Raw genomic sequence first — 24,877 nt, 5'->3', positions numbered from 1 at the left:
TAGCGGAAGAATGAGCCGTAGTGCTGCCGGCATGCTCGCCGTTCTGTGCGGCGCCATCTTTCTCGAAGGCGTCGATGCGGCCATGCTCAATATTGCGCTTCCATCGATCCGGGCCGAGCTTGGTCTTTCGACCACCACGCTGAGCGCCGTGGTTTCGGCCTATGTGCTTGCCTATGCCGGGCTGATGCTGCTTGGCGGGCGCGTCGCCGACATGTACGGCAAGCGCAAGGTCTTCCTGACGGCACTGACCGTCTTCCTGCTGTTTTCCGGCCTCGGCGGCTTTGCAACCGAGGGCTGGATGCTGCTGACGGCCCGCTTCGTGACGGGTGCAGCGGCCGCCTTCATGACGCCCGCCGGGCTTGCGCTCATCAATGGCAGCTTTCCGGAGGGATCGCAGCGTAACAGGGCCGTGCTGATCTATGCCGGTACGGCCTCGGCCGGCTTCTCCCTCGGCCTCGTCATTGGCGGGCTTCTGTCCGCCGTCGGCTGGCGATGGGTGTTTTTCGCACCTGTTATCTTCTCCGCCATCCTGCTCGTTGCCGGCACGAAGCTGATCGTGGAGAACAAGGAGGACACAACCCCACACCAGAGGTTCGACATTGCCGGCGCGGTGACCCTGACCGGCGCCATGCTGCTTGCCGCCTATGCGCTGACGCGGCTGGAGCATGCCACCAGTGAGCTAACCTGGACGATTGTGGCGGCAGGCGGGAGCGCGGTGCTCTGGCTCGCCTTCATCCTCATCGAACGCAATTCGCGTGCGCCGCTGGTGCGGCTCGGCATCTTCCGGTCTGCCGCCCTGGTACAATCCAACCTCGGAGCGATGCTCTTCACCGGCGCCTTCTTCGGCTTTCAGTTCATCGTCTCGCTCTACCTGCAGGAACTGCTCGGCTGGTCCTCCTTCGAAACCAGCCTCGCCCTCATCGTCATCGGCATGGACGCCATTCTGGCGCCGCTGCTGACGCCGCTGCTCGTCGAGCGCTTCGGCAATGGACGTGTGGTGCTCGGCGGCTTCGCTTTTGCCGTCGCGGGCTACGCGCTCTTCCTTGGTATGGGGCTCGACTGGACTTATGCGGCGATGCTGCCGTCGACGATCCTGCTCGGCCTGGCCTTCTCGCTTGGCTACGGCCCGCTGACGATCATTGCGACTGAGGGTATCGCCGAAAACGAACAGGGACTGGCAAGCGGGCTGGTGAATACGTCGTTCCAGTTCGGTGCGGCGCTCGGCCTCTCTGCCGTCAGCGCCGTCGGCACACTTGCTCTCGGCGATGGAGACAGCCCATCCGAACGCCTGGAAGCGCTGCGCACCGCCTTGCTGGTGCCGGTAGCGGCGACGTTGATCGGCATGGTCATCATGGGCTTCGGCAGAGGCCGCTGCGCGGATGCATCCTGCCGTCTGCAGGCCGGCTGAAAAATAATGGCGACCGGTGCACTGCCGGTCGCACTTTTCGTTCAGACGAGTTCGACGTCGACGACGCCAGGAGCAGCCCGCAACGCAGCTGCGATCTCGGGCGTGATGCGATATTTCTCTTGCAGCACCACTTCGACCTCGCGCTTGCCCTCCTCCTTGATGACGATGAAGGAGACGAGGCCGTCGCCCTTGGCGTTCAGATGTGCGGCGACGGCGCGTAGCGGGCCGGAGTCGCGGACATAGACGCGTAGCGCCTTCTGCATCTGCAGCGACTTTTCCTCCAGCGACTGGATGGTCTGCAGACGCAGGCTGACACCTTCCGGCCGCTCTTCGCCGATCGCGGTGATGACGAAGGATTTCCCGGGCTCGAGTATGTCACGATACTGGTTCAGCATTTCGGAGAAGAGCACGGCTTCATACTGGCCGGAGGAATCCGAGAAGACGATAATGCCCATCTTGTTGCCGGTGCGCGTCTTGCGCTCTTGCTTGGAAATGACGGTGCCCGCCAGTCGCCCGTTCGCAGCACCCTGCTTTACCGCCGTCGAGAAATCCGCGAAGGTCTGTACGCGCATCTTCTGAAGGATGTTGTTGTAGCTGTCGAGCGGATGGGCGGTCAGGTAGAAGCCCAGCACCTGGAACTCCTTGAGTAGCCGCTCGGAGGCAAGCCAGGGCGAGAATGGCGGCAGGGCGATCTTTTCCGGGCCCGAGGATAGGGCACCGCCGAAAATATCCGACTGGCCGCTCAGTTTATTTTCCTGGGCGCGCTGCGCATAGCCGAGCACGCGGTCGAGACCGGCCGAAAGCTGGGCGCGATCCAGGTTGAAGCAATCAAAGGCTCCGGCGTAGATCAGGCTTTCCAGCACGCGGCGGTTCACCTGGCGCGGATCGATCCGCAGGCAGAAATCCTCGATGCTGGCAAAGGGCTTATCGCCGCGCATTTCGACGATGTGATCGACGGCGGATTCGCCGACACCCTTGAGAGCCGCAAGCGCGTAATAGATACGGTTGTCGCCGGTCTCGAACTGGCGGAAGGAGGTCTGGACGGAGGGCGCGATGACCTCGATGCCCAGGCGCTTGGCATCCTGGCGGAAGTCGTTGACCTTTTCGGTGTTCGACATATCGAGCGTCATCGACGCGGCCAGGAACTCGACCGGATAATGCGCCTTCATATAGGCCGTCTGATAGGAGACGATGGCGTAGGCGGCAGCGTGCGACTTGTTGAAACCGTAGTTTGCGAACTTTGCAAGCAGTTCGAAGATGTTGTCGGCCTGCGGCTTCGACACGCCGTTCTGGACCGCGCCAACGACGAAGCGCTCGCGCTGCTGGTCCATTTCTGCCTTGATCTTCTTACCCATGGCGCGGCGCAGAAGATCGGCTTCGCCAAGCGAATAGCCCGACAGGACCTGGGCGATCTGCATCACCTGCTCCTGGTAGACGATAACGCCCTGCGTTTCCTTGAGAAGATGGTCGATCATCGGATGGATCGATTCCAGCTCCTCGTCGCCGTGCTTGCGGGCATTGTAGGTCGGAATGTTTTCCATCGGACCCGGGCGATAGAGGGCGACCAGCGCGATGATGTCCTCAATGCAGTCTGGCTTCATGCCGATCAGTGCCTTGCGCATGCCGGCACTTTCAACCTGGAACACGCCGACCGTCTCGCCGCGCGAAAGCATCTCGTAAGTTTTCTTGTCGTCGAGCGGGATCTTCGGAAGATCGACCTCGATGCCGCGCTTCCTGCAGAAGTCGACAGCGACCTTGAGCACGGTCAACGTCTTCAGGCCGAGGAAGTCGAACTTCACGAGACCGGCCTGTTCCACCCACTTCATGTTGAACTGGGTGACCGGCATGTCGGAACGCGGATCGCGATACATCGGCACGAGCTTCGACAGCGGGCGGTCGCCGATCACGATGCCGGCGGCGTGGGTCGAGGCGTGGCGGTAAAGGCCTTCGATCTTCTGGGCGATATCCAGGAGGCGGGCAACCACCGGTTCCTTGGCTGCCTCTTCCTGCAGCTTCGGCTCTTCCTCGATCGCCTTGGAAAGCGGCGTCGGGTTTGCCGGGTTGTTCGGCACCAGCTTGCAGATCTTGTCGACCTGGCCGTAGGGCATTTCCAGCACGCGGCCGACGTCGCGCAGCGCGGCACGCGCCTGCAGCGAACCGAAGGTGATGATCTGCGCCACCTGCTCGCGACCATATTTCTGCTGCACGTATCGGATCACCTCTTCGCGGCGGTCCTGGCAGAAGTCGATATCGAAGTCGGGCATCGAGACGCGTTCCGGATTGAGGAAGCGTTCGAAAAGCAGCGAGAAACGCAGCGGATCGACGTCGGTGATCGTCAGTGCATAGGCGACGAGCGAACCCGCACCCGAGCCGCGGCCGGGGCCGACGGGAATGTCATGCTGCTTGGCCCATTTGATGAAATCCGCAACGATCAGGAAGTAGCCGGGAAACTTCATTCGCTCGATGACGCTGAGCTCGAATTCCAGCCGCTCGCGATAATCCTTTTCCTCGTAGCCGGCCGACATTCCAAGCTCGGCAAGGCGCATGTCCAGCCCCTCCTCCGCCTGGCGGCGAAGTTCGAGCGATTCTGCGCGCTCAGCCTCCTCGGGATCATCGGTCGCGCCGGTGAAGCGCGGCAGGATCGGCTTGCGGGTCTTCAGAATGAAGGAGCAGCGCCTTGCGATCTCGACGGTATTATCCAGCGCCTCAGGCAGATCGGCGAAGAGCTTTTCCATCTCCGCACGGCTCTTCAGATAGTGATCCGGCGAGAGGCGGAAGCGGCTGTCGTCGGAAACGATGGCGTTGTGGGCCACCGCCATCAGCGCGTCATGCGCGTCGTAATCGTCTCGTGTCGGGAAGAAGGCCTCGTTGGTCGCCACCAGCGGCAGATCATGCTTGTAGGCAAGGCCGATGATCTTCTGTTCGTGGCGCTTGTCGTAGGTTCCGTGCCGCTGCAGTTCGACATAGAGCCGGTCACCGAAGAGGCGCTTCAGCGCCAGCAGCCGCGTCTCTGCCGCAGCAGCATGGCCGTCCTTAAGCGGCATGTCGACAGGGCCGGTCGAGGCACCGGTCAAAGCGATCAGCCCCTCGGTACCGATTTCCTCCAGCCAGGAGGAACGGATATGGACAGCCTGATTGCTCTCGCCGCCGAGATAAGCGCGGCTGACGAGATCGACCAGCCGCTCGTAACCCGCATCCGTAGCGGACAGAAGCACGATCGAAGGCAATTTAACCAGCGCCTGCTGACCGCCCCGCTTCTCCGTGTCTAGGCCATCTTCCATGTCGATCGACACCTGGCAACCGATGATCGGCTGCAGACCGTCGTCCAGCGCCTTCTGGGAAAATTCCAGGGCGACGAAAAGATTGTTGGTATCGGTGATGGCAATAGCAGGCTGGCTGTCGCCCGACGCCTTGTAGAGGATCTTTTTGAGGGGCAGCGCGCCTTCGAGCAACGAATAGGCGGAGTGGACCCTCAGATGGACGAAGCCCGGTTTCCCACCGACGACTGCGCCAGCAGCGCCTTTTTCCGCATCCGCCATGATCTGCCTTTCGAACCGCCTCACTGAAGAGTGCGCATTGTCGGCATTGTCGGCGATTCTGTCCAGAAAAAGTCCTGCTTCGGGACCGCATGGCTGCCATGCGGTCCCCTGAATTCTTACATTGCCATGACGATCAGCGAGAAGCTGGCGATGAACATTGCGATGGAGGTGAATGCTGCGATATCACGGATCATGTCAGTCATTTGGCTCTCCTTTTGCTCTTATGTTTTTAATTTGTTCCATGTATGTTCTGTTGTCAACAGGTTTACCCCCCGCTTCTGCGGGACATGGTTAACATCGGAGCAGTGGGACGATGGACACGCAGGAACTCAACGGCTTCATTGTCGAAGCCAAATCGCAGACTTATGTTGCCGGCGCCAAGGCACAGCCTTCCTATCGGATCGGCGCCCATGACCTCGGCTACAAGCGCGGCATCTGGCGCTATCTCGACAGCTATTTCGGCGGCACGGATTTTGCCGGTCAGGAAGTGGTGTGGCTGGAGGAAAAGCCGGTGTGGGCGATGAACTATTTCGGGCGGATCATCGAGCCCGGGATCATCGACGGAACTGTCGCCGGCACGATCATTAGCGCCGCGCTGTCACAGCTCTACAAACAAGGCCGCTTCCTCGGCGGCATGATCTTCGATCATTCGCTGGGGCGCTATGTCGATACGAGCGAAGGCGACTGCACGCATTTCCGTGGCCACGAATTCATCCTTGTCGATGGTCAGAAGGCCTATGAGCTCGATTATCGCGGCGGGCTGATTGTCCCCTGATAATCAGAAATCCACGACCTTGCCGTCGGAGATCGTCACGCGCCGGTCCATGCGCCGGGCGAGCTCGTGGTTATGTGTGGCGATCAGCGCGGCAAGGCCGGACTGGCGAACCAGCGCTTCCAGAGCATCGAAGACGTAGCTTGCGGTTTCCGGGTCGAGGTTGCCGGTCGGCTCGTCGGCCAGAAGCAGGCTCGGCGCATTGGCAACGGCGCGCGCGATTGCCACGCGCTGCTGCTCGCCGCCGGAAAGCTCGCCCGGGCGATGCGTACCGCGGTGGCCGATGCGCATGTAGTCCAGAAGCATCTTTGCCCGTTCGCTCGCTTCCTTCCATGAGAGACCGGCGATGAGCTGCGGCATCATGATGTTCTCCTGCGCCGAGAATTCCGGCAGCAGGTGATGGAACTGATAAACAAAGCCGATCTCACCGCGGCGGATGGCCGTGCGCTTGTCATCGGAAAGGCCATCACAGGGGCGATCGTTGACCACTACCTCGCCGCCGTCAGGATGCTCCAGCAGCCCTGCGACATGCAGCAGCGTCGACTTGCCGGTGCCTGACGGCGCCACCAGCGCCACCATCTCACCGCTCGACAGGGTGAAATCCGCACCCTTGAGGATGGTCAGCAGCGTTTCGCCCTGGCCATAGTGGCGCGCGACGCCTGAAAGCTTGAGAACGACGTTGCGTTTCATGAATGCGGCATTCCTTGGATTGGGCCTTGGATTTGACCTTGGATCACGGCCTTATTCGTAACGAAGGGCCTGAACGGGATCGAGGCGGGAGGCGCGCCAGGCGGGGAAGATCGTCGCGATGAAAGAGAGCGTCAGCGCCATGATGACGACTGAAACCGTTTCGCTCACATCCATTTCCGCCGGAAGCTGGCTCAGGAAGTAGAGCTGCGGATCGAAAAGCACCGTGCCAGAGACCCAGGAGAAGAACTGGCGGATGGACTCGATGTTGATGCAGACGAGCACGCCGAGCAGCACGCCGGCGATCGTGCCGACGATGCCGATCGCAGCTCCCGTCATGAAGAAGATGCGCATGATGGCGCCGGCGCTCGCGCCCATGGTACGCAGGATCGCGATATCGCTGCCCTTGTCCTTCACCAGCATGATGAGGCCGGAGATGATGTTGAGCGCTGCGACGAGCACGATCAGCGTCAGGATCATGAACATGACGTTGCGCTCGACCTGCAGGGCGGAAAAGAAGGTCTGGTTGCGCTGACGCCAGTCGGTGATGGCTATCTGCCGACCGGCCGCCTCCTCCACCTTGGGCCTCAGATTGTCGATATCGTCGGGGTTATTGACGAAGAGTTCGATCGACTGCACCAGCCCGTCGGCATTGAAATAAAGCTGCGATTCCTCGAGCGGCATATAGATGATCGAGGAATCGTATTCCGACATGCCGATCTCGAAGAGACCGGAGATCTTGTAGGATTTGATGCGCGGATTGACGCCCATCGGCGTCACATCACCTTCCGGTGACGTCAGCGTAATCAGGTCACCGACCCGCAGGCCGAGCTGGTCGGCCATGCGCGTGCCCATCAAAACGCTGTCGCCTGCAGCAAAGCCTACCATGTCGCCGGACTTGATATTGTCGGATACTGCCTTGAGCTTGGTCAGGTCTTCGGCGCGCGTGCCGCGCACCAGCGCACCGGTGCTGCCGCCCGTCCGCGAGGAAGCCAGCACCTGGCCCTCGACCAGCGGCAGCGCCATCTTGATACCGGGCACCGCCTCGAATTTCTTCACGAGGTCGGCATAGTCGGTGAAGGGACCATCGACCGGCTGGATGATCATGTGGCCGTTGATACCGAGGATGCGGGAGACGAGTTCCGTGCGGAACCCGTTCATAACGGCCATGACGATGATCAGCGTTGCAACGCCCAGCATGATGCCGACGAAGGAGAAGCCGGCAATGACAGAGATGAAGGCCTCCTTGCGGCGGGCGCGCAGATAGCGCCACGCCACCAGGCGTTCGAAGGTGGAAAATGGCTTGCCAGCCGGACCCAAGCCGGATTTGGAACTCCGGTCCAATGCTGCCTCTGCCATTTCGCCTCCGTCTTTCTTAAGCCACGAACCTGTTGATCGCCGCCTCGATGGTCATCGTCTCGCGGGCGCCAGTCTTGCGGTCCTTCACTTCCACTTCGCCATTCGCGACCGCGCGCGGACCGGCAATGATCTGGTACGGCACGCCGATCAGGTCGGCGGTCGCAAACTTGGTGCCGGCACGGTCGTCCGTGTCGTCATAGAGCACATCCTTGCCGGCCTTGGTCAGCGCCGCGCAGATCAGCTCGCAGGTGCCGTCGCAGGCCTCGTCGCCGGCCTTCATGTTGATGACCACGACATCGAAGGGCGCGACCGACTCCGGCCAGATGATTCCGTTCTCATCATGCGATGCTTCGATGATGGCGGGAACAAGGCGTGTCGGGCCGATACCGTAGGAACCCATGTGAACGGTATGTTCCTTGCCATCGGGACCTTGCACCTTCGCGCCCATCGGCTCGGAATACCTGGTACCGAAGTAGAAAATATGACCGACTTCGATGCCGCGCGCAGAAAGACGCTCGCCCTCCGGAATGGCGTTGAAGGCCGCCTCGTCATGCATCTCGGAGGTCGCGGCATAAAGCGACGTCCACTTGTCGAAAATCGACTTCAGGCCGTCGACGCTGTCGAAATCCGTATTTTCCACGGGAATGTCGAAATTGACGAAATCCTTATGGCAGAAAACCTCGGACTCGCCGGTGTCGGCGAGGATGATGAATTCATGGCTGAGATCGCCGCCGATCGGGCCGGTGTCGGCGCGCATCGGAATGGCGCGCAGGCCGAGACGATCGAAGGTGCGCAGATAGGCGGTGAACATCTTGTTGTAGGAATGTTCCGCACCTTCGCGCGTCAAGTCAAAGGAGTAAGCGTCCTTCATCATGAATTCGCGCGAGCGCATGGTGCCGAAGCGCGGACGGATCTCGTCACGGAATTTCAGCTGGATATGATAGAGATTGAGCGGCAGGTCCTTGTAGGACTTCACGGAGGAACGGAAGATATCCGTGATCACTTCTTCGTTGGTCGGGCCGTAGAGCATCGGACGGTCCTGACGGTCCTTGATGCGCAGCATCTCCTTGCCATAGGCGTCGTAACGGCCACTCTCCTGCCAGAGCTCGGCCGACTGCAGCGTCGGCATCAGAAGCTCGATGGCGCCGGCGCGGTTCTGCTCCTCGCGGATGATGTTGTTGACCTTGTCCAGCACCTTCTTGCCGAGCGGCAGCCAGGAATAGATGCCCTGCGACTGCTGGCGCACCATGCCGGAGCGCAGCATCAGCCGGTGAGAGACGATTTCCGCCTCCTTGGGGTTTTCCTTCAGGATGGGTATGAAAAAGCGGGACAGACGCATGGCGGATTCCGGTACAGTTGAGACGCCGCTTACCCAAGCGGAATCGACGGCATTTGTTAAAGATGGGAGCGTTCATAGCCGCTTCGCGGCAGGAAGGAAACCCGCGACCGGTGCCAGCTGCCTCCCGCAGACGCATGTTAGCGCCCACAAATTGAGCAGGCGCGAAAAAGCGCGTATTTATAAGGGCTTGAAGGCAAATCTTGTCAACAGAAAAATTTTGCGTGAGTGTAGCAAAAATGCAAAAAAAGCTAATGACAAAGCACAATCTTTGAGCTAGCTTTAGCTCACAAAACAGGCAGGAAGGTTAAATTCTTGTCGAACTCGCGGTCAAGTCTTGGGAGGATCAGATCTTAGGCGCGCTCGTCGCTGCCCCGGTAACGGTTAAGGATCACGCGATAATTAAAACAAGGCTTTTAGCCTTGTTTTTTTTTGCTTTTTCGGCTTCCACCATTCCTGAAAAATCAAGCTCGCCTTTCGTCAAGTAAGCTCGTCTTCCGTTACGCAAGCTCTTTGCCTCACTTGCGTGACGTCCGTATGACAGATTTTTCGCGGTTGCATTTACATCTGCTCAAAGATTGAGCAAAAGCCATTCCTAATAGAAGCTAGGCCCTATTTGTGGAAGTGCATCGAAGCCGAGACCGAAATAGGTCGAGCAGATATACCAGAAGCCGTAAATTGCACCTGAAATGAACGTCGTCAGCGAAAAAACAAAAACCGGACGAAAACGGGTCGGGGCGCTCGGCGCGGTGCCCAGCACAACATCATTATCGTCCGCCTGGGTGCGCAGGCCGATCGGCAGCACGGCAAAAAGCGTGATCCACCAGATGATGAAATAGACTGCGAATCCCTGGAGGAAGGCCTGAAACATCTTGGTTCCCGTCGATATGGTGCCTTGGCGGCAGGTTTTGGCTGCTTATAAGGCGGAATGGCCGCGAGTTCAAAGGCGGTGAACAGTTTAGGTCACTCTGACGCAGAGCTTCAGACCTGTTCCAGCTCGATCAATGTACCGAAGAAGTCCTTCGGGTGCAGGAAAAGCACCGGCTTGCCGTGAGCGCCGATCTTCGGCTCGCCATTGTCAAGCACCCTCGCCCCTGATGCCATTAGCTGGTCTCGAGCCGCCAGGATATCATCGACCTCGTAGCAGATGTGGTGCATTCCGCCCGACGGGTTCTTCTCGAGGAAGGCCGCAATGGGTGAGGCTTCACCGAGCGGCTCCAGCAGTTCCACCTTGGTATTCGGCAGTTCCACGAAAACGACCGTCACGCCATGCGCCGGTAGTGCTTGCGGCTGCGAGACCGCTGCCCCCAGAGTGTCGCGATAGCTCGCGACTGCGGCGGCCAGATCAGGCACGGCGATGGCGATATGGTTCACCCGGCCAAGCATCATCAGACCCTGGTGATGAAGACCGTGACGAGAGGCTTCTTGCCCCAGGTATGATTGGCGGCAGCGCGCACGGCGCGGCGCAGGGCCTCCTGTACCATGTCGATATCCTTGCGGCGGGCGCGTGGAATGCTCTCGAACGCTCCGATCGCGGCGTCGAACAACCCATCTTCCATATCCTCGCCCTCGTCGTCATAGACCGGCAGGCCGATCGCCACGAGATCGGGCTCGCCGATGATGTCATAGCGGCTGTCGAGCACGATGCTCAGGGCAACATGGCCGACATAGGAAAGCTTCTTGCGCTCGCCGATGCCCATCTCATCGAAGTCACCGATCAGTGACCCATCCTTGTAGATGCGGCCATGCGGCGCCTCGTCGATCACCTCGACCGGTCCCGGTGCAAGCCGCAGCACATCACCGTTTCGCACGCGCGGCACTGTCGGAATGCCCGACTGTTCGGCAAGCTCCTTATGCGCCGTCAGATGCGTTGCCTCGCCATGTACGGGCACAACGACTTTTGGCCGTGTCCACTCGTACATCTTCTGCAACTCGTTGCGGCGCGGATGGCCGGAAACATGCACCAGCGCCTCTGTGTCGGTAATGATGTGAACGCCCTGCTCCACCAGACCGTTCTTGATGTCCTGGATCGCCTTCTCGTTACCGGGGATGGCACGCGAGGAGAAGACAACGATATCGCCGGCGGTGAACGCCACATTGCGCATCTCGTCACGGGAGAGCTTGGCAAGGGCAGCGCGCGGCTCGCCCTGACTGCCAGTGAGGATCACCACGACCTTGTCACGCGGGATGAAGCCGTAATCCTCCTCGGAGATGAAGGGCTTTACACCTTCCAGCAGGCCGATGTCCTGAGCAACGTCGCACACACGCTTCAGCGAGCTTCCGAGCAGCAGCACTTCGCGACCGGCGGCTTCGGCGGCTTCGGCGACGGTGCGGATACGGCCGACATTCGAGGAGAAGGTGGTAATTGCCACACGTCCTTCGGCATTCTCGATGATCTTGCGCAAGCTCTCCGAGACATCCTTCTCGGAGGGCGAAACGCCGTCGCGCAGCGCATTGGTGGAGTCGCAGAGCAACGCCAGCACGCCCTCATCGCCAATCTGACGGAAGCGCGCCTCGTCGGTCAGCGGTCCGAGCGACGGCTCATGGTCGATCTTCCAGTCGCCGGTGTGGATGACATTGCCGAGGGGCGTGCGGATCACCAACGACATGGGCTCGGGGATCGAGTGGTTGACGGCAACACCCTCGATGCTGAATGGGCCGACATTGATCGTATCGCCGGCCTTGAAGATCGTCACCGGTACTTCGCCGATCGCATCCTTCTCGAAATTGCGCTTGGCTTCCAGCAAGCCGGCCGTGAAGGGCGAGGCATAGACCGGCACGTTGAGGCCCGGCCAGAGATCGGCGAGCGCGCCATAGTGATCCTCATGGGCGTGGGTGATGATGATCGCCTTGAGGTTCTTGCGCTCATTGGCAAGGAAGCGGATATCCGGCAGGACGAGATCGACACCCGGCAGATCCGGCCCCGGAAAGGTTACACCGCAATCCACCATGATCCACTGGCGATGATCCGCCGGGCCGTAGCCGTACAGCGCGAGATTCATGCCGATCTCGCCGACGCCGCCCAGGGGCAGAAATACCAGTTCGTCCTGTTTCGCCATAATGTTTGTTTTTTCCACTATCCAAAGAATACATCGCCGGCCGCAATCGGCATTATCCTGCCTGCGCCGGTATCGAGCATCAACAGGCCATTATCATCTATCCCGGCGAAATATCCTGAAATCGACCTGTCGGGCAGATTCACGGTTATCTTTTCGCCAATACCGCAGGCGACAGCGCGCCACCGAGCCGTGACCTCGGCGATACCCTGGCCTTCATCCCAGATATCAAGCGTCTCGGCCATGGAGGCAAAGAGATGGGCGAAGAGCTCTTCGGGCGAAGCCGCACTTCCCTGATCACGCAGGCAGGTCACCGGATAGATAGGGTTGTCCGGCATGACCGATACATTGATACCGATGCCGATCACGACGGCATGGCGGCCATCCGCCAGTCGTTCGCCTTCCACGAGGATGCCGCAGGTCTTCTTGCGTCCGATCAGGATATCGTTCGGCCACTTCACCTCGAGCGGCTCGGCGCCGGGCGGCAGTACATTGCGGATCGCCTGGTGCACGGCGACGGCGATTGCCAGCGGCAGGGAGGCAAGGCGCTCCATCGGCGCCGGATCGATGAGGAGAAGTGAGGCGTAGAGATTGCCGCGCTCTGAAACCCAGGGACGGCCCCGGCGCCCTCGGCCGCCGGTCTGTCGTTCGGCGGTCACCCAGAGCAGACCGCTGTTCCCTGCCCGAGCCCGGGCAAGGCATTCCGTGTTGGTCGACGACGTATCCGACAAGGCCTCGTGCCTGATATCGCCGAGCGATATCCGGCGCCGCTTGTCGGGAGCCATCAGAACAGCGTTGCCGCAGCGAGCTCTGCCGCACCACCGATCGGACCGCCGATGAGAACATAGGCAGCGACGAAGAGGCCGGAGAGACCGAAGACGAGGCGCAGCGAACCGGAGACGCGGGCGAACTCGCCGGTCGCCTCATCGAACCACATCAGCTTGATGACGCGCAGGTAGTAGTAAGCGCCGACGACCGAAGCCAGGACACCGATGACGGCAAGCGCATAAAGCTTGGCTTCGATGGCGGCGACGAAGACGAAGTACTTCGCAAAGAAGCCAGCGAGCGGCGGGATACCGGCAAGCGAGAACATCAGCGCTGTCAGCACGACAGCCATGAAGGGGTTCGTCGTTGACAGGCCGGCGAGATCGCTGACATTTTCGACAACCGTACCGTCCTTGCGGCGCATCGACATGATGATGGCGAAGGAGCCGAGGGTCATGACCATGTAGATCGCCATGTAGAGCATGACGCCGGTGACGCCCGTCTGGTTGCCCGCTGCGAGGCCGACCAGCGCATAACCCATGTGACCGATCGAGGAATAGGCCATCAGTCGCTTGATGTTCTTCTGGCCGATGGCCGCAAACGAACCGAGCAGCATCGAGGCGATCGAAATGAAGACGATGACCTGCTGCCAATCGGTCAGCACCGGCTCGAAGGCGGTGATGACGATGCGGGTCATCATCGCCATGGCGGCAACCTTCGGCGCGCTCGCCAGGAAGGCGGTGACCGGGGTCGGCGCGCCTTCATAAACGTCCGGCGTCCACATATGGAACGGAACGGCCGAGATCTTGAAGGCGATACCGGCGAGGATGAAGACGAGGCCGAAGATCAGGCCGAGCGAGCGTGCTCCCTCGACCGTGAGCGCCTGGGCAACTTCGGCGAAATGCGTGTGACCGGTGAACCCGTAGACCAGCGACATGCCGTAGAGCAGCATGCCCGAGGAAAGCGCGCCGAGGACGAAATACTTCAGGCCGGCTTCGGTTGACTTCAGGCTGTCGCGGTTGATCGCAGCGATGACGTAGATCGCCAGAGACTGCAGTTCGAGGCCGAGGTAGAGCGCGATCAGATCATTTGCCGAGATCATCAGCATGATGCCGAGCGTACAAAGCACCAGGAGAACCGGGAACTCGAACTTGTCGAGCTGGTTTTCCCGCGCATGACCCATCGACATGAACAGCGCGACCAGAGAACCGATCAGGGCCAGCACCTTCATGAAGCGTGCAAAGCCGTCGGCGAGATAGACGCCGCCATAAGCAAGGCCGTCGCCGGGAACGAAGATCAGCCACAGGCCGGAGATGGCAATCACGATCATCGCCAGCGCGCTGACGAGCGGACCGGACCGCTCGCCTGAGAAAACGCCGATCATGAGCAGCAGAAGGGCACCGATCGCGAGGATGATTTCCGGCGCGGACAGGTACAGGCTCAGGGAGATTGTTTCAGCAGTCATGTCCTAAACTCCCGTCATTTCATCGACAGCGCAACATTCTGCGCTGCCTGCACTGCGGCCGAATAGCTGTTGATCAGATGGTCTACCGAAGCTGCGGTCGCATCGAAGACCGGAGCCGGATAGACGCCGAAGAAAATAGTGAGCGCGACCAGCGGATAAAGGATGACCTTTTCACGCGGCGAAAGGTCGAGCAGCGCCTTCAGCTTTTCCTTCTCCAGCGCGCCGAAGATCACCCGGCGATAAAGCCAGAGCGCATAGGCAGCAGAGAGGATGACACCGGTGGCGGCAAAGAGCGCAACCCAGGTGTTGGCGCGGAAGACGCCGATCAGCGTCAGGAATTCGCCGATGAAACCCGAAGTGCCGGGCAGGCCGACATTGGCCATGGTGAAGACCATGAAGGCGACGGCATATTTCGGCATGTTGTTGACCAGACCGCCGTAAGCCGCGATCTCGCGGGTGTGAGTGCGGTCATAGACGACGCCGACGCAGAGGAAGAGCGCGCCCGAGACGATGCCGTGCGACAGCATCTGGAAGATCGAACCCTGCAGGCCCTGAGCGTTGGCCGCGAAAATGCCCATCGTCACGTAGCCCATGTGAGCGACCGAGGAATAGGCGATCAGCTTCTTGATGTCGTCCTGCATCATCGCGACCAGCGAGGTGTAGATGATAGCGATAACGGACAGCGCGAACACGAGCGGCGCGAAATGATCCGAAGCGACCGGGAACATGCCGATCGAGAAGCGGATCAGGCCGTAGCCGCCGAGCTTCAGAAGCACGCCTGCCAGGATGACGGAACCGGCCGTCGGCGCCTGGACGTGTGCGTCGGGGAGCCAGGTATGGACCGGCCACATCGGCATTTTCACCGCGAAGGACGCGAAGAAGGCAAGCCACAGCCAGGTCTGCATTGCCGGCGGGAACTTGTAGGCCAGCAGCGCGGTGATGTCAGTCGTGCCGGCCTGCCAGTACATGGCCATGATGGCGAGCAGCATCAGCACCGAGCCGAGCAGCGTGTAGAGGAAGAACTTGTAGCTCGCATAGACGCGGTTCGCACCGCCCCAGACGCCGATAATCAGGAACATCGGAATGAGGCCGCCTTCGAAGAAGACGTAGAAGAGAACGATATCGAGCGAGACGAAGACACCGACCATCATCACTTCAAGGATGAGGAAGGCGATCATGTATTCCTTCAGGCGCTTCTCGATCGAGAGCCAGCTTGCGAGCACGCAGAAGGGCATCAAGAAGGTCGAGAGGATGATGAACAGCATGGAGATGCCGTCGACACCGACATGGTAGCCGATGCCGGTGCCGAGCCAGCTATGCTGCTCGATCATCTGGAAGCCCGGATTGGCGTTGTCGAAACCGATCCAGATGAAGAGCGAGAGGATGAAGGTGAAAACCGTGGTGATCAGCGAAATCCACAGCACGTTCTTGCGGCCGTTCTCAGTTTCGCCGTTCATAAGCAACAAGAGCACCACGCCGACGAGCGGCAGGAAGGTGACCGTTGAAAGAATAGGCCAATCGGTCATCAGAAGGAACTCCCGAGCATCATCCAGGTAACGAGCGCTGCAACGCCGATCAGCATCGCGAAGGCATAGTGATAGAGGTAGCCGGTCTGCAGGCGCACGACGCGGTCGGTGACGTTGACGACGCGGGCGGCAATGCCGTTCGGACCGTAGGTATCGATGACGCCGACATCACCCTTCTTCCAGAGGAAGTTGCCAAGAGCCTTGGCGCTGCGGACGAAGAGGAAATCGTAGAGCTCGTCGAAGTACCATTTGTTGAGCAGGAACTGGTAGAGCACACGGTGCTGCTCGGCGAGCTTGCGCGGCGTCGACGGCGACCTGATGTACATGTACCAGGCGGTCACGAAACCGAGCAGCATGGCGATGAAGGGACTGAGGCCGACCCAGGCCGGGACGTGATGGAATTCTTCCACCAGTTCGTTCTCGGCACCAGTGAAGAGTGCGCCCTTCCAGAACTCGGCATATTCCTCGCCGTAGAAACGGCCTTCGAAGAGCACGCCCGCGACGACCGCGCCGATGGCCAGGATGTAGAGCGGCACCAGCATGACCTGCGGCGATTCATGGACGTGATGCATGACTTCATGCGAAGCGCGCGGCCTGCCGAAGAAGGTCATGAAGATCAGGCGCCAGGAATAGAAGCTCGTGAAAAGTGCCGCAATAACGAGCAGCGTGAAGGCGAAGCCCGCAGCCGGCGAATGCGACGCATAGGTAGCCTCGATGATGACATCCTTGGAGAAGAAGCCTGCAAAACCGATCGGGGTAAAGGGGATGCCGACACCGGTGATCGCGAGCGTACCGATGATCATGAGGCCGCCGGTAACTTTGATATGCGGGTACAGACCACCCATATGACGCATGTCCTGCTCGCCATCGACGGCGTGGATGACCGAGCCGGCGCAAAGGAAGAGCAAAGCCTTGAAGAAGGCGTGCGTGAAGAGGTGGAAGATTGCCGCGCCATAGGCGCCGACGCCGAGGGCGACGAACATGTAGCCGAGCTGCGAGCAGGTCGAGTAGGCGATGACGCGCTTGATGTCGTTCTGCACAAGGCCGACGGTCGCCGCGAAGAAGGCAGTGATCGCGCCGATGATCGTCACGACGACGAGTGCGTCCGGCGACAGTTCGAAAAGCGGCGACATGCGGGCGACGAGGAAGACGCCGGCGGTCACCATTGTTGCGGCATGGATGAGTGCGGACACCGGGGTTGGGCCTTCCATGGCATCCGGCAGCCAGGTGTGCAGCAGGAACTGCGCCGACTTACCCATTGCGCCCATGAAGAGCAGCAGGCAGGCGCCGGTCAGCGCATGCGCCTTGTCGAGATGCATGCCGAAGAGGTTCAGGATCACTTCACCGGCTTCACCGCCGCCTTCCGCCGGAGCGAAGGTCGAGGCATTGGCGAAGATCGTGTCGAAGTTGATCGAGCCGAACAGCACGAAGACGGTGGCAATACCCAGCACGAAGCCGAAGTCGCCGACGCGGTTGACGATGAAGGCCTTTATTGCAGCCGCCGATGCCGAGGGCTTCTTGTACCAGAAGCCGATCAGCAGATATGAGGCGAGACCCACGCCTTCCCAGCCGAAGAACATCTGGGCGAGGTTGTCGGCGGTCACCAGCATGAGCATGGCGAAAGTAAAGAGCGACAGATAGGCGAAGAAGCGCGGGCGATGCGGATCGGTGTGCATGTAACCGATCGAGTAGACGTGCACCAGGGTCGAGACCGTATTGACGACGATCAGCATGACCGAGGTCAGCGTATCGACACGCAGCGACCAGGAGACGTCGATGCCGCCGGACTGGATCCAGCGCAGAACCTCGACCTTGATCACGCCTTCCGGATGGCCGAGCGCAACCGTGAAGAAGACGACCCAGGACAGGACAGCGGCGATGATCATCAGGCCGCTGGTGACATATTCCGACGCCTTGGCGCCGATCGCACGGCCAAAGAGGCCGGCAATGATCGCACCGATCAGGGGAAGGAAGACGATAGCCTTATAGAGGAACATGAGCCGCTCAGCCCTTCATCATATTGACGTCTTCGACCGCGATCGAACCGCGGTTGCGGTAGAAGACAACGAGAATTGCAAGACCGATCGCCGCCTCAGCAGCAGCAACAGTCAGAATGAACAGTGCGAACACCTGGCCGACGATGTCGTTGAGGAACGACGAGAAGGCGACCATGTTGATGTTGACCGACAACAGGATCAGTTCGACCGACATCAGGATGACGATGATGTTCTTCCGGTTCAGGAAGATGCCGAAGATGCCGATCGTGAAGAGGATGGCGCTGACCGTGAGATAGTGGGAAAGTCCGATGACCATGTTCTTTGTTCCTTGACCTCTCGGCTCAGCTCACGCCCTGGCCCGGCTTGACCTTGATCACCTCGACGGCGGTCGCAGGCGTGCGGGCAACCTGGCGGGAAATATTCTGCCGCTTGATATTGGTGCGATGCTTCAGCGTCAGCACGATCGCGCCGATCATGGCGACCAGCAGGATCAGACCGGCGATCTGGAAGAAGTAGACGTAGTTCGTGTAGAGCACGTCGCCGAGAGCGGCCGTATTGGTGCGTTCGGTCAGTGCCGGGATCGGCATGGCGACCGTCTTGGCAATCTCGGGCGAGATCGCGCTGCCACCAATGACGACGATGAGTTCGGCTGCGAGGATGAGACCGATCAGCGCGCCGATCGGCGCATACTCGAGAACACCGGCGCGAAGCTCGGTGAAGTCGATGTCGAGCATCATCACAACGAAGAGGAAGAGAACAGCGACCGCGCCCACATAGACGACGAGCAGGATCATCGCCAGGAATTCGGCACCCAGCAGCAGGAAGAGACCGGCCGCATTGAAGAACACCAGGATCAGGAACAGAACCGAGTGAACCGGGTTCTTCGCCCAGATGACCATGAACGCCGACGCTATCGCGACAAAGGCGAAAAGATAGAAAAATAGAGCCTGCAGACCCATGTTGGTGCCTTTTTCATCTTCCCCCGGGCAGCCGGGAGTTTCCCTGCCCGATAGGACTTCGCACAGCTTTCGCCGGCAAAGCCCCGGTGCATGTTGACCGCTGTGGGCAAGAGCGCCCTTCCCGCGGCATTTCAAATTTCAATCAACGATACGGCGCATCGATAGCCATGTTGCGGGCGATTTCACGCTCCCACCGGTCGCCGTTTTCGAGGAGCCTCTGCTTATCGAAGTAGAGTTCTTCACGGGTTTCGGTGGCGAATTCGAAATTCGGGCCTTCGACGATCGCATCAACAGGGCAAGCTTCCTGGCAGAAGCCGCAGTAGATGCACTTCACCATGTCGATGTCGTAGCGCACCGTGCGGCGCGTGCCGTCATTGCGGCGCGGGCCGGCTTCGATGGTGATCGCCTGAGCGGGACAGATCGCTTCGCACAGCTTGCAGGCGATGCAGCGCTCTTCACCGTTCGGATAACGGCGCAGTGCATGCTCGCCGCGGAAGCGCGGGCTGACCGGACCCTTTTCGAAGGGGTAGTTGATCGTCGCCTTCTGCTTGAAGAAATAGCGCATCGACAGGAAGAAGGCGCCGACGAATTCCTTAAGAAAAAGCGAGTTGATGGAGGCGGACAGGCTTCCCATCTTCAATCTCCAATTTTGCCGGAAACGAGGTTGGACATCAGCCTGCCCATCCCGTCAGTTTCAGCACGAATGCAACGATGACGACCATGGCGAGCGACAGCGGAAGGAAAACCTTCCAGCCGAGACGCATGAGCTGGTCGTAGCGGTAACGCGGCACGAAAGCCTTGACCATGGCGAACATGAAGAACACCAGGCACGACTTCAGCATGAACCAGATGATACCGGGCACCCAGTTGATGAGCCAGAAATCAACCGGCGGCAGCCAGCCACCCAGGAAGAGGATCGTCGTCAGCGAGCACATCAGCACGACGGCCGCATATTCGCCGAGCATGAACATCATGTACGGAGCCGAGCCGTATTCGACCATGAAGCCGGCGACGAGTTCGGATTCTGCTTCCGGAAGGTCGAAAGGCGGGCGGTTCGTCTCGGCGAGCGCCGAGATGAAGAAGACGACGAACATCGGGAACAGCGCCAGCCAGTGCCAGTCGAGGAACGAGTTCGGCAGGCCGAGCATCGTACCGAGGCCGGTGCGCTGAGCATTGACGATGTCAGTCAGGTTCAGCGAACCGACGCAGAGAAGAACGGTAACGATGACGAAGCCGATCGAGACTTCGTAAGACACCATCTGTGCGGCGGAGCGCAGCGCGCCGAGGAACGGATACTTCGAGTTCGAAGCCCAGCCACCCATGATGATGCCGTAAACTTCGAGCGAGGAGATCGCCAGGATGTAGAGGATGCCGACATTGATGTTGGCAACCACCCAGCCGTCAGCAAGCGGCACGACCGCCCAAGTCGACAGCGCCAGAAGCACGGTCACGAGCGGGGCGAGCAGGAAGACCGCCTTGTTGGCGCCGGCCGGAATGACCGGCTCCTTGAAGACGAACTTCAGAAGGTCGGCGAAGGACTGGAACAGGCCGAAGGGGCCGACGACGTTCGGACCGCGGCGCAGCTGGACGGCAGCCCAGATCTTGCGGTCAGCAAGAAGGACGTAAGCAATGAAGACCAGCAGGCAGACGAGCAGCAGCAGTGACTGACCGATCATGATGATCGCCGGCCAGACATAGGTCGAGAAGAAAGAATCCATGAGTTCCTGCCCTTACTCTGCCGCGACTTTGAAATTGTTGCGGGCCAATGCCGAGCACTCGGCCATGACAGCCGAGGCGCGCGCTATCGGGTTCGTCAAATAGAAGTCTTTGACCGACGACGCAAACCCGGATTTGTTCATCTTACCGGCTTTTTTCGCCAGTGCGGCAATTTGGGCGCTATCACCTTCGGCGATCTCATCGACGGCCGCAAAATGCGGGAATGCCGCATAGAGTTTGCTGCGCAATTCGCCGAGAGAATCAAAGGGGAGCTTCTTGCCGAGCACGTCGGAAAGAGCGCGGATGATCGCCCAGTCTTCGCGGGCGTCGCCCGGTGCGAAACCGGCGCGGTTGCCGATCTGGACGCGGCCTTCGGTGTTGACCCAGGTGCCGGACTTTTCGGTGTAGGCGGCGGCCGGCAGGATGACGTCGGCGCCATGTGCGCCGTTGTCGCCATGCGAGCCAATATAGACGGTGAACTTCGCAGCCTTGGTCGAGAAGTCGAGTTCGTCGGCGCCGAGCAGGAAGAGCACGTCCATGGCCTTCAGCATCTCGGCGGCATTGGCGCCCTTGGCGCCCGGCACGAAGCCGAGGTCGAGGCCGCCGACGCGCGATGCCGCGGTGTGCAGCACCGCAAAACCGTTCCAGCCTTCAGCGATCGCGCCGACATTGACAGCGAGCTTGGCGGCGGTTGCGAGAACGCCTGCGCCATCCGTTCGGGTCAGAGCGCCCTGGCCAATGATGATCATCGGCTTGGAAGCCTTGGAGAGGACTTCGGCGAAGGCGTGGCTGCCATCGAGAATGTCCTTCAGCGTATCGGGACCTGCGCCGAGGTAATCATACTTATAGCGCATCTCGCCGCCCTCACCGATCACACCGATCGGGAAGCCGCCGCGACGGAAACGCTTGCGGATGCGAGCATTGAGGATGGCGGCTTCAAAACGCGGATTCGCACCGACGATGAGCAGCGCGTCGGCCTGTTCGATGCCTGATATAGTCGGATTGAAGAGGTAACTTGCGCGGCCGAGCGACGGATCAAGTGCCGCCCCATCCTGGCGACAGTCGAGGTTCCCGGAACCCAGCGACTTTACCAGTTCGGACAGCGCATACATTTCTTCGACCGAAGCGAGGTCGCCGGCAATCGCGCCGATCTTGTCGCCCGACGTTGCCGATACGGCAGCCTTGATGGCGCCGAAGGCTTCGCCCCAGCTCGCCGGCTGCAGACGGCCGTCCTTGCGGACGTAAGGGCGGTCGAGGCGCTGCGTCTTCAGGCCGTCCCAAACGTGACGGGTCTTGTCGGAGATCCACTCTTCGTTCACCGCCTCGTTGACGCGCGGCAGGATGCGCATGACTTCGCGGCCGCGGGTATCCACGCGGATTGCCGAACCGACGGCGTCCATGACGTCGATCGATTCGGTCTTGTTCAGCTCCCACGGACGGGCCGTGAAGGCGAAGGGCTTGGAGGTGAGCGCGCCGACCGGGCAGAGGTCAACAACGTTGCCCTGCAGCTCGGAGGTCATGGCCTGCTCGAGATAGGTGGTGATTTCAGCGTCTTCGCCGCGGCCGATCAGGCCGAGTTCGGAAATGCCGGCCACTTCCGTCGTGAAGCGGACGCAACGCGTGCAGTGAATGCAGCGGTTCATGACGGTCTTGACGAGCGGACCGATATACTTGTCTTCGACGGCGCGCTTGTCTTCCTGATAGCGCGACGTGTCGATCCCGAAGGCCATGGCCTGGTCCTGCAGATCGCATTCGCCGCCCTGGTCGCAGATCGGGCAATCCAGCGGATGGTTGATCAGCAGGAATTCCATCACGCCTTCGCGGGCCTTCTTGACCATCGGCGTGTTGGTGAAGACTTCAGGCAGTTCGCCGTTCGGGCCGCCGCGGATATCGCGCACGCCCATGGCGCAGGAAGCCTGCGGCTTCGGCGGACCGCCCTTGACCTCGACGAGGCACATGCGGCAATTGCCGGCAACCGACAGACGCTCATGGAAGCAGAAGCGCGGAACTTCAGCACCGGCCTCTTCGCACGCCTGAATCAGCGTGTAATGATCCGGAACTTCGATCTCGTTACCGTCAATCTTCAGTTTTGCCATCGTCACTCAGTCCTGTTTCCCATTCGCCGGGCACCGGCAAACAAACCTATTTTTGCAACATCCATATTGCCAAGACAGACATTTCGTCCGTCCTGGCGCCGGAATTGCCCAAATTCTCTTTCGCTGGTTCCGAGACCCGAAACCCGCCATCGGCACCATGACCCGGAGCCCCCTGCCCCGTCGATCGATATGCCATTCTTCCGGCCATCGCCTGCGGCCGGAAACCTACTTCTTCCTGCGACCCCGTGTCGCCAGCACCTTGGCCTGGCCAACCCAGTCGTCACGCAGGATGCGGCCGTCGAAGCCGAGTTCGGCGTCCAGGCTCGCAACGTCGGCCTCGCTCCATGCCGCAATATCGGCAAAGGTGCGGATGCCTCTTTTGTTCAGCACCTGCTCCAACTTCGGACCGATGCCGGCGATCAGCTTCAGGTCGTCAACCTTCCTGGACCTTGCGGCCGGCTTCGCCTTGGCAACCGCCGGCTTTACGGCTTCTACCGTCGGGGCCCTGGTGGAAACCACCGTCAGCTTCGGCTTTACAGCCTTGCGAACCGGAATAGCCGTTTCAGCCGGGCGGCGAATATTCTCCGGACGGATGGCCATCTCAGGCGTTTCTTCATCCGGCGGCGTTTCGTCGAGCGCTGCGGCTGCCATGTTCGCCGTCTCGAATGCTCCCTGCAACGCGCCGAAGAAGACGCCGGCCATCTGCGTGGAAATGCCGAAACCGATCGCCGTGGCTGCGGCAAATGCCGCAGCTTGATGCGCCATCAGCGGATGAACGGGCATCGCACGCGCATTTTCCAGCATGCCGGCAGCAAGACGGCCGAAGTCAGCCGCGAAATCGGCTGCCCCTTCTCCCACCTTGCTATCGGATGCCTTGGTCGTCATGCGCTTACTCTGCCGCCTCCAGAACCGCACCGTGATCGAGCGCACTGGCCGTATACTGGTCGATGCGGGCTTCGATTTCCGGACGGAAGTTACGGATCAGACCCTGCACCGGCCATGCGGCGGCATCGCCGAGCGCGCAGATGGTGTGGCCTTCGATCTGCTTGGTGACCTGGAACAGCATGTCGATTTCGCGCTTCTGGGCGTTGCCGCGTGCCATACGCTCCATCACGCGCCACATCCAGCCGGTGCCTTCGCGGCACGGCGTGCACTGGCCGCAGCTCTCATGCTTGAAGAAGGCCGAGATACGGGCGATCGCCTTGATGACGTCGGTGGACTTGTCCATGACGATCGAGGCGGCCGTGCCGAAGGAGGAGCCGACAGCGCGCAGACCGTCGAAGTCCATCGGGCAGTCGATGATGTCCTTGGCCGGAACGATCGGGCACGATGCGCCACCCGGAATGACGGCCAGCAGGTTGTCCCAACCGCCGCGGATGCCGCCGGCGTGCTTGTCCACCAGTTCGCGGAAGGTGATGCCCATGCTCTCTTCTACGGTGCACGGCTTGTTGACGTGACCGGAGAGCATGAAGAGCTTGGTGCCGACGTTGTTCGGACGGCCGATGGACGAGAACCAGCCGGCACCACGGCGCAGGATGGTCGGGGCAACGGCGATCGATTCGACATTGTTGACCGTCGTCGGGCAGCCATAGAGACCCATATTGGCCGGGAATGGCGGCTTCAGGCGCGGCTGGCCCTTCTTGCCTTCAAGGCTTTCGAGCAGCGCGGTTTCTTCGCCGCAGATATAAGCGCCGGCGCCGTGATGGACGAAGATGTCCATGTCCCAGCCGAGCTTGTTGTTCTTGCCGAGAAGGCCGGCATCATAGCATTCATCGATTGCGGCCTGCAGCGCTTCGCGCTCGCGGATATATTCACCGCGCACATAGATATAGGCAGCGTTGGCGCCCATGGCGAAGCTTGCGACCACGCAGCCTTCGATCAGCGTATGCGGATCGTTGCGCATGATGTCGCGGTCCTTGCAGGTGCCGGGCTCCGATTCGTCGGCATTCACGACGAGGTAATGCGGACGGCCGTCGCTCTGCTTGGGCATGAACGACCACTTGAGACCCGTCGGGAAGCCTGCGCCGCCACGTCCGCGAAGGCCGGAAGCCTTCATCTCGTCGATGATCCAGTCACGGCCCTTTTCGAGGATCTGCTTGGTGCCATCCCAGTGGCCGCGGCTCATCGCGCCCTTCAGGGATTTGTCCTTAAGGCCGTAGATGTTGGTAAAGATGCGGTCTTTATCTTCTAACATAT

The 24,877-nt window shown here is 60.4% G+C and carries 21 protein-coding genes; 3 read left to right on the top strand and 18 right to left on the bottom strand.

All coding sequences use genetic code 11. The annotated features are described in order from the left end of the window. Window positions 1-10 precede the first annotated feature (10 nt). Window positions 11-1,408 (top strand): MFS transporter, encoded by a 1,398-nt coding sequence (locus tag J2X71_RS15905; RefSeq protein ID WP_310382972.1) that lies wholly within the window; start codon window positions 11-13, stop codon window positions 1,406-1,408. Between the two features lie 41 nt (window positions 1,409-1,449). Here the strand turns inward: J2X71_RS15905 and dnaE are convergent, their stop codons facing one another. Next, a complete protein-coding gene (gene dnaE, locus J2X71_RS15900) occupies window positions 1,450-4,947 on the bottom strand; it encodes a DNA polymerase III subunit alpha (RefSeq protein ID WP_310382971.1) in 3,498 nt (1,165 codons plus the stop codon). Between the two features lie 313 nt (window positions 4,948-5,260). Between dnaE and J2X71_RS15895 the strand changes: the two genes are divergently transcribed. Continuing rightward, on the top strand, window positions 5,261-5,722 hold the full coding sequence (locus tag J2X71_RS15895) for a DUF5680 domain-containing protein (protein ID WP_310382970.1): 462 nt from the start codon (window positions 5,261-5,263) through the stop codon (window positions 5,720-5,722). Window positions 5,723-5,725: 3 nt separating this feature from the next. On the opposite strand, the gene J2X71_RS15890 is transcribed toward J2X71_RS15895, so the two are convergent. The 3 genes from J2X71_RS15890 to proS are packed head-to-tail and all read right to left on the bottom strand — an operon-like array spanning window position 5,726 to window position 9,104. Then, window positions 5,726-6,409 (bottom strand): ABC transporter ATP-binding protein, encoded by a 684-nt coding sequence (locus J2X71_RS15890; RefSeq protein ID WP_310382969.1) that lies wholly within the window; start codon window positions 6,407-6,409, stop codon window positions 5,726-5,728. Window positions 6,410-6,460: 51 nt separating this feature from the next. After that, entirely contained in the window at window positions 6,461-7,765 is a 1,305-nt protein-coding gene (locus tag J2X71_RS15885) for a lipoprotein-releasing ABC transporter permease subunit (protein ID WP_310382968.1), read from the bottom strand. A 16-nt stretch (window positions 7,766-7,781) separates the two neighbouring features. Next, window positions 7,782-9,104, bottom strand: coding sequence for a proline--tRNA ligase (gene proS / locus J2X71_RS15880; RefSeq protein WP_310382967.1), 1,323 nt, complete (start codon window positions 9,102-9,104; stop codon window positions 7,782-7,784). Between proS and J2X71_RS15875 the strand changes: the two genes are divergently transcribed. Next, complete coding sequence (locus tag J2X71_RS15875) at window positions 9,103-9,381, top strand: hypothetical protein (protein ID WP_162748094.1); 279 nt, start codon at window positions 9,103-9,105, stop codon at window positions 9,379-9,381. The two genes, proS and J2X71_RS15875, sit on opposite strands and share 2 nt — an antisense overlap. A 315-nt stretch (window positions 9,382-9,696) precedes the next feature. Here J2X71_RS15875 and J2X71_RS15870 read toward each other — a convergent pair whose 3' ends face one another. The 14 genes from J2X71_RS15870 to nuoF all read right to left on the bottom strand — a co-directional run bounded on the left by J2X71_RS15870 (window position 9,697) and on the right by nuoF (window position 24,875). Next, window positions 9,697-9,972: a DUF1467 family protein gene (locus J2X71_RS15870; RefSeq protein ID WP_310382966.1), complete on the bottom strand. Its 276-nt coding sequence runs from the start codon at window positions 9,970-9,972 to the stop codon at window positions 9,697-9,699. Window positions 9,973-10,082: 110 nt separating this feature from the next. Then, a complete protein-coding gene (gene mce / locus J2X71_RS15865; RefSeq protein WP_310383309.1) occupies window positions 10,083-10,487 on the bottom strand; it encodes a methylmalonyl-CoA epimerase in 405 nt (134 codons plus the stop codon). Window positions 10,488-10,489: 2 nt separating this feature from the next. Beyond that, a complete protein-coding gene (locus J2X71_RS15860) occupies window positions 10,490-12,160 on the bottom strand; it encodes a ribonuclease J (RefSeq protein WP_113324436.1) in 1,671 nt (556 codons plus the stop codon). A 17-nt stretch (window positions 12,161-12,177) separates the two neighbouring features. Next, on the bottom strand, window positions 12,178-12,942 hold the full coding sequence (locus J2X71_RS15855; RefSeq protein WP_310382965.1) for a biotin--[acetyl-CoA-carboxylase] ligase: 765 nt from the start codon (window positions 12,940-12,942) through the stop codon (window positions 12,178-12,180). After that, window positions 12,942-14,387: an NADH-quinone oxidoreductase subunit NuoN gene (gene nuoN / locus J2X71_RS15850; protein WP_310382964.1), complete on the bottom strand. Its 1,446-nt coding sequence runs from the start codon at window positions 14,385-14,387 to the stop codon at window positions 12,942-12,944. The genes J2X71_RS15855 and nuoN overlap by 1 nt, the downstream gene beginning before the upstream one ends. 14 nt (window positions 14,388-14,401) lie before the next feature. Beyond that, complete coding sequence (locus tag J2X71_RS15845) at window positions 14,402-15,913, bottom strand: NADH-quinone oxidoreductase subunit M (RefSeq protein ID WP_007823904.1); 1,512 nt, start codon at window positions 15,911-15,913, stop codon at window positions 14,402-14,404. Further along, window positions 15,913-17,910: an NADH-quinone oxidoreductase subunit L gene (gene nuoL / locus J2X71_RS15840; protein ID WP_310382963.1), complete on the bottom strand. Its 1,998-nt coding sequence runs from the start codon at window positions 17,908-17,910 to the stop codon at window positions 15,913-15,915. The genes J2X71_RS15845 and nuoL overlap by 1 nt, the downstream gene beginning before the upstream one ends. A gap of 7 nt (window positions 17,911-17,917) precedes the next feature. After that, the gene (gene nuoK / locus J2X71_RS15835) at window positions 17,918-18,226 is read right to left on the bottom strand and encodes an NADH-quinone oxidoreductase subunit NuoK (protein ID WP_007823900.1); all 309 of its coding nucleotides are present in this window, start codon (window positions 18,224-18,226) and stop codon (window positions 17,918-17,920) included. A gap of 25 nt (window positions 18,227-18,251) precedes the next feature. Beyond that, the gene (locus J2X71_RS15830; protein WP_007823895.1) at window positions 18,252-18,869 is read right to left on the bottom strand and encodes an NADH-quinone oxidoreductase subunit J; all 618 of its coding nucleotides are present in this window, start codon (window positions 18,867-18,869) and stop codon (window positions 18,252-18,254) included. 142 nt (window positions 18,870-19,011) lie between these two features. Next, window positions 19,012-19,503, bottom strand: a complete 492-nt coding sequence (nuoI, locus tag J2X71_RS15825; RefSeq protein WP_037096244.1) for an NADH-quinone oxidoreductase subunit NuoI — start codon at window positions 19,501-19,503, stop codon at window positions 19,012-19,014. Between the two features lie 37 nt (window positions 19,504-19,540). Further along, window positions 19,541-20,587 carry an NADH-quinone oxidoreductase subunit NuoH gene (gene nuoH, locus J2X71_RS15820; protein ID WP_037096242.1) on the bottom strand — a complete coding sequence of 349 codons (1,047 nt, stop codon included), beginning with the start codon at window positions 20,585-20,587 and terminating at the stop codon, window positions 19,541-19,543. 12 nt (window positions 20,588-20,599) lie between these two features. Then, entirely contained in the window at window positions 20,600-22,681 is a 2,082-nt protein-coding gene (nuoG, locus tag J2X71_RS15815; protein ID WP_310382962.1) for an NADH-quinone oxidoreductase subunit NuoG, read from the bottom strand. A gap of 225 nt (window positions 22,682-22,906) precedes the next feature. Continuing rightward, window positions 22,907-23,566, bottom strand: a complete 660-nt coding sequence (locus J2X71_RS15810) for a 5' DNA nuclease (protein ID WP_310382961.1) — start codon at window positions 23,564-23,566, stop codon at window positions 22,907-22,909. 4 nt (window positions 23,567-23,570) lie between these two features. After that, on the bottom strand, window positions 23,571-24,875 hold the full coding sequence (nuoF, locus tag J2X71_RS15805; RefSeq protein ID WP_113324443.1) for an NADH-quinone oxidoreductase subunit NuoF: 1,305 nt from the start codon (window positions 24,873-24,875) through the stop codon (window positions 23,571-23,573). Between the last annotated feature and the right edge of the window lie 2 nt (window positions 24,876-24,877).

This window comes from Rhizobium sp. 1399, from assembly GCF_031455475.1.
Classification (GTDB): Bacteria; Pseudomonadota; Alphaproteobacteria; order Rhizobiales; family Rhizobiaceae; genus Rhizobium.
This window is presented reverse-complemented; position numbering and strand designations above follow the sequence as displayed.

What these genes read in the sequence shown, in the direction of transcription:
- J2X71_RS15905 (WP_310382972.1), top strand. Translation starts at nt 11, where the DNA reads ATGAGCCGTAGTGCTGCCGGCATGCTCGCCGTTCTGTGCGGCGCCATC.
- dnaE (WP_310382971.1), bottom strand. Translation starts at nt 4,947, where the DNA reads ATGGCGGATGCGGAAAAAGGCGCTGCTGGCGCAGTCGTCGGTGGGAAA.
- J2X71_RS15895 (WP_310382970.1), top strand. Translation starts at nt 5,261, where the DNA reads ATGGACACGCAGGAACTCAACGGCTTCATTGTCGAAGCCAAATCGCAG.
- J2X71_RS15890 (WP_310382969.1), bottom strand. Translation starts at nt 6,409, where the DNA reads ATGAAACGCAACGTCGTTCTCAAGCTTTCAGGCGTCGCGCGCCACTAT.
- J2X71_RS15885 (WP_310382968.1), bottom strand. Translation starts at nt 7,765, where the DNA reads ATGGCAGAGGCAGCATTGGACCGGAGTTCCAAATCCGGCTTGGGTCCG.
- J2X71_RS15875 (WP_162748094.1), top strand. Translation starts at nt 9,103, where the DNA reads ATGGCGGATTCCGGTACAGTTGAGACGCCGCTTACCCAAGCGGAATCG.
- proS (WP_310382967.1), bottom strand. Translation starts at nt 9,104, where the DNA reads ATGCGTCTGTCCCGCTTTTTCATACCCATCCTGAAGGAAAACCCCAAG.
- J2X71_RS15870 (WP_310382966.1), bottom strand. Translation starts at nt 9,972, where the DNA reads ATGTTTCAGGCCTTCCTCCAGGGATTCGCAGTCTATTTCATCATCTGG.
- mce (WP_310383309.1), bottom strand. Translation starts at nt 10,487, where the DNA reads ATGCTTGGCCGGGTGAACCATATCGCCATCGCCGTGCCTGATCTGGCC.
- J2X71_RS15860 (WP_113324436.1), bottom strand. Translation starts at nt 12,160, where the DNA reads ATGGCGAAACAGGACGAACTGGTATTTCTGCCCCTGGGCGGCGTCGGC.
- J2X71_RS15855 (WP_310382965.1), bottom strand. Translation starts at nt 12,942, where the DNA reads ATGGCTCCCGACAAGCGGCGCCGGATATCGCTCGGCGATATCAGGCAC.
- nuoN (WP_310382964.1), bottom strand. Translation starts at nt 14,387, where the DNA reads ATGACTGCTGAAACAATCTCCCTGAGCCTGTACCTGTCCGCGCCGGAA.
- J2X71_RS15845 (WP_007823904.1), bottom strand. Translation starts at nt 15,913, where the DNA reads ATGACCGATTGGCCTATTCTTTCAACGGTCACCTTCCTGCCGCTCGTC.
- nuoL (WP_310382963.1), bottom strand. Translation starts at nt 17,910, where the DNA reads ATGTTCCTCTATAAGGCTATCGTCTTCCTTCCCCTGATCGGTGCGATC.
- nuoK (WP_007823900.1), bottom strand. Translation starts at nt 18,226, where the DNA reads ATGGTCATCGGACTTTCCCACTATCTCACGGTCAGCGCCATCCTCTTC.
- J2X71_RS15830 (WP_007823895.1), bottom strand. Translation starts at nt 18,869, where the DNA reads ATGGGTCTGCAGGCTCTATTTTTCTATCTTTTCGCCTTTGTCGCGATA.
- nuoI (WP_037096244.1), bottom strand. Translation starts at nt 19,503, where the DNA reads ATGGGAAGCCTGTCCGCCTCCATCAACTCGCTTTTTCTTAAGGAATTC.
- nuoH (WP_037096242.1), bottom strand. Translation starts at nt 20,587, where the DNA reads ATGGATTCTTTCTTCTCGACCTATGTCTGGCCGGCGATCATCATGATC.
- nuoG (WP_310382962.1), bottom strand. Translation starts at nt 22,681, where the DNA reads ATGGCAAAACTGAAGATTGACGGTAACGAGATCGAAGTTCCGGATCAT.
- J2X71_RS15810 (WP_310382961.1), bottom strand. Translation starts at nt 23,566, where the DNA reads ATGACGACCAAGGCATCCGATAGCAAGGTGGGAGAAGGGGCAGCCGAT.
- nuoF (WP_113324443.1), bottom strand. Translation starts at nt 24,875, where the DNA reads ATGTTAGAAGATAAAGACCGCATCTTTACCAACATCTACGGCCTTAAG.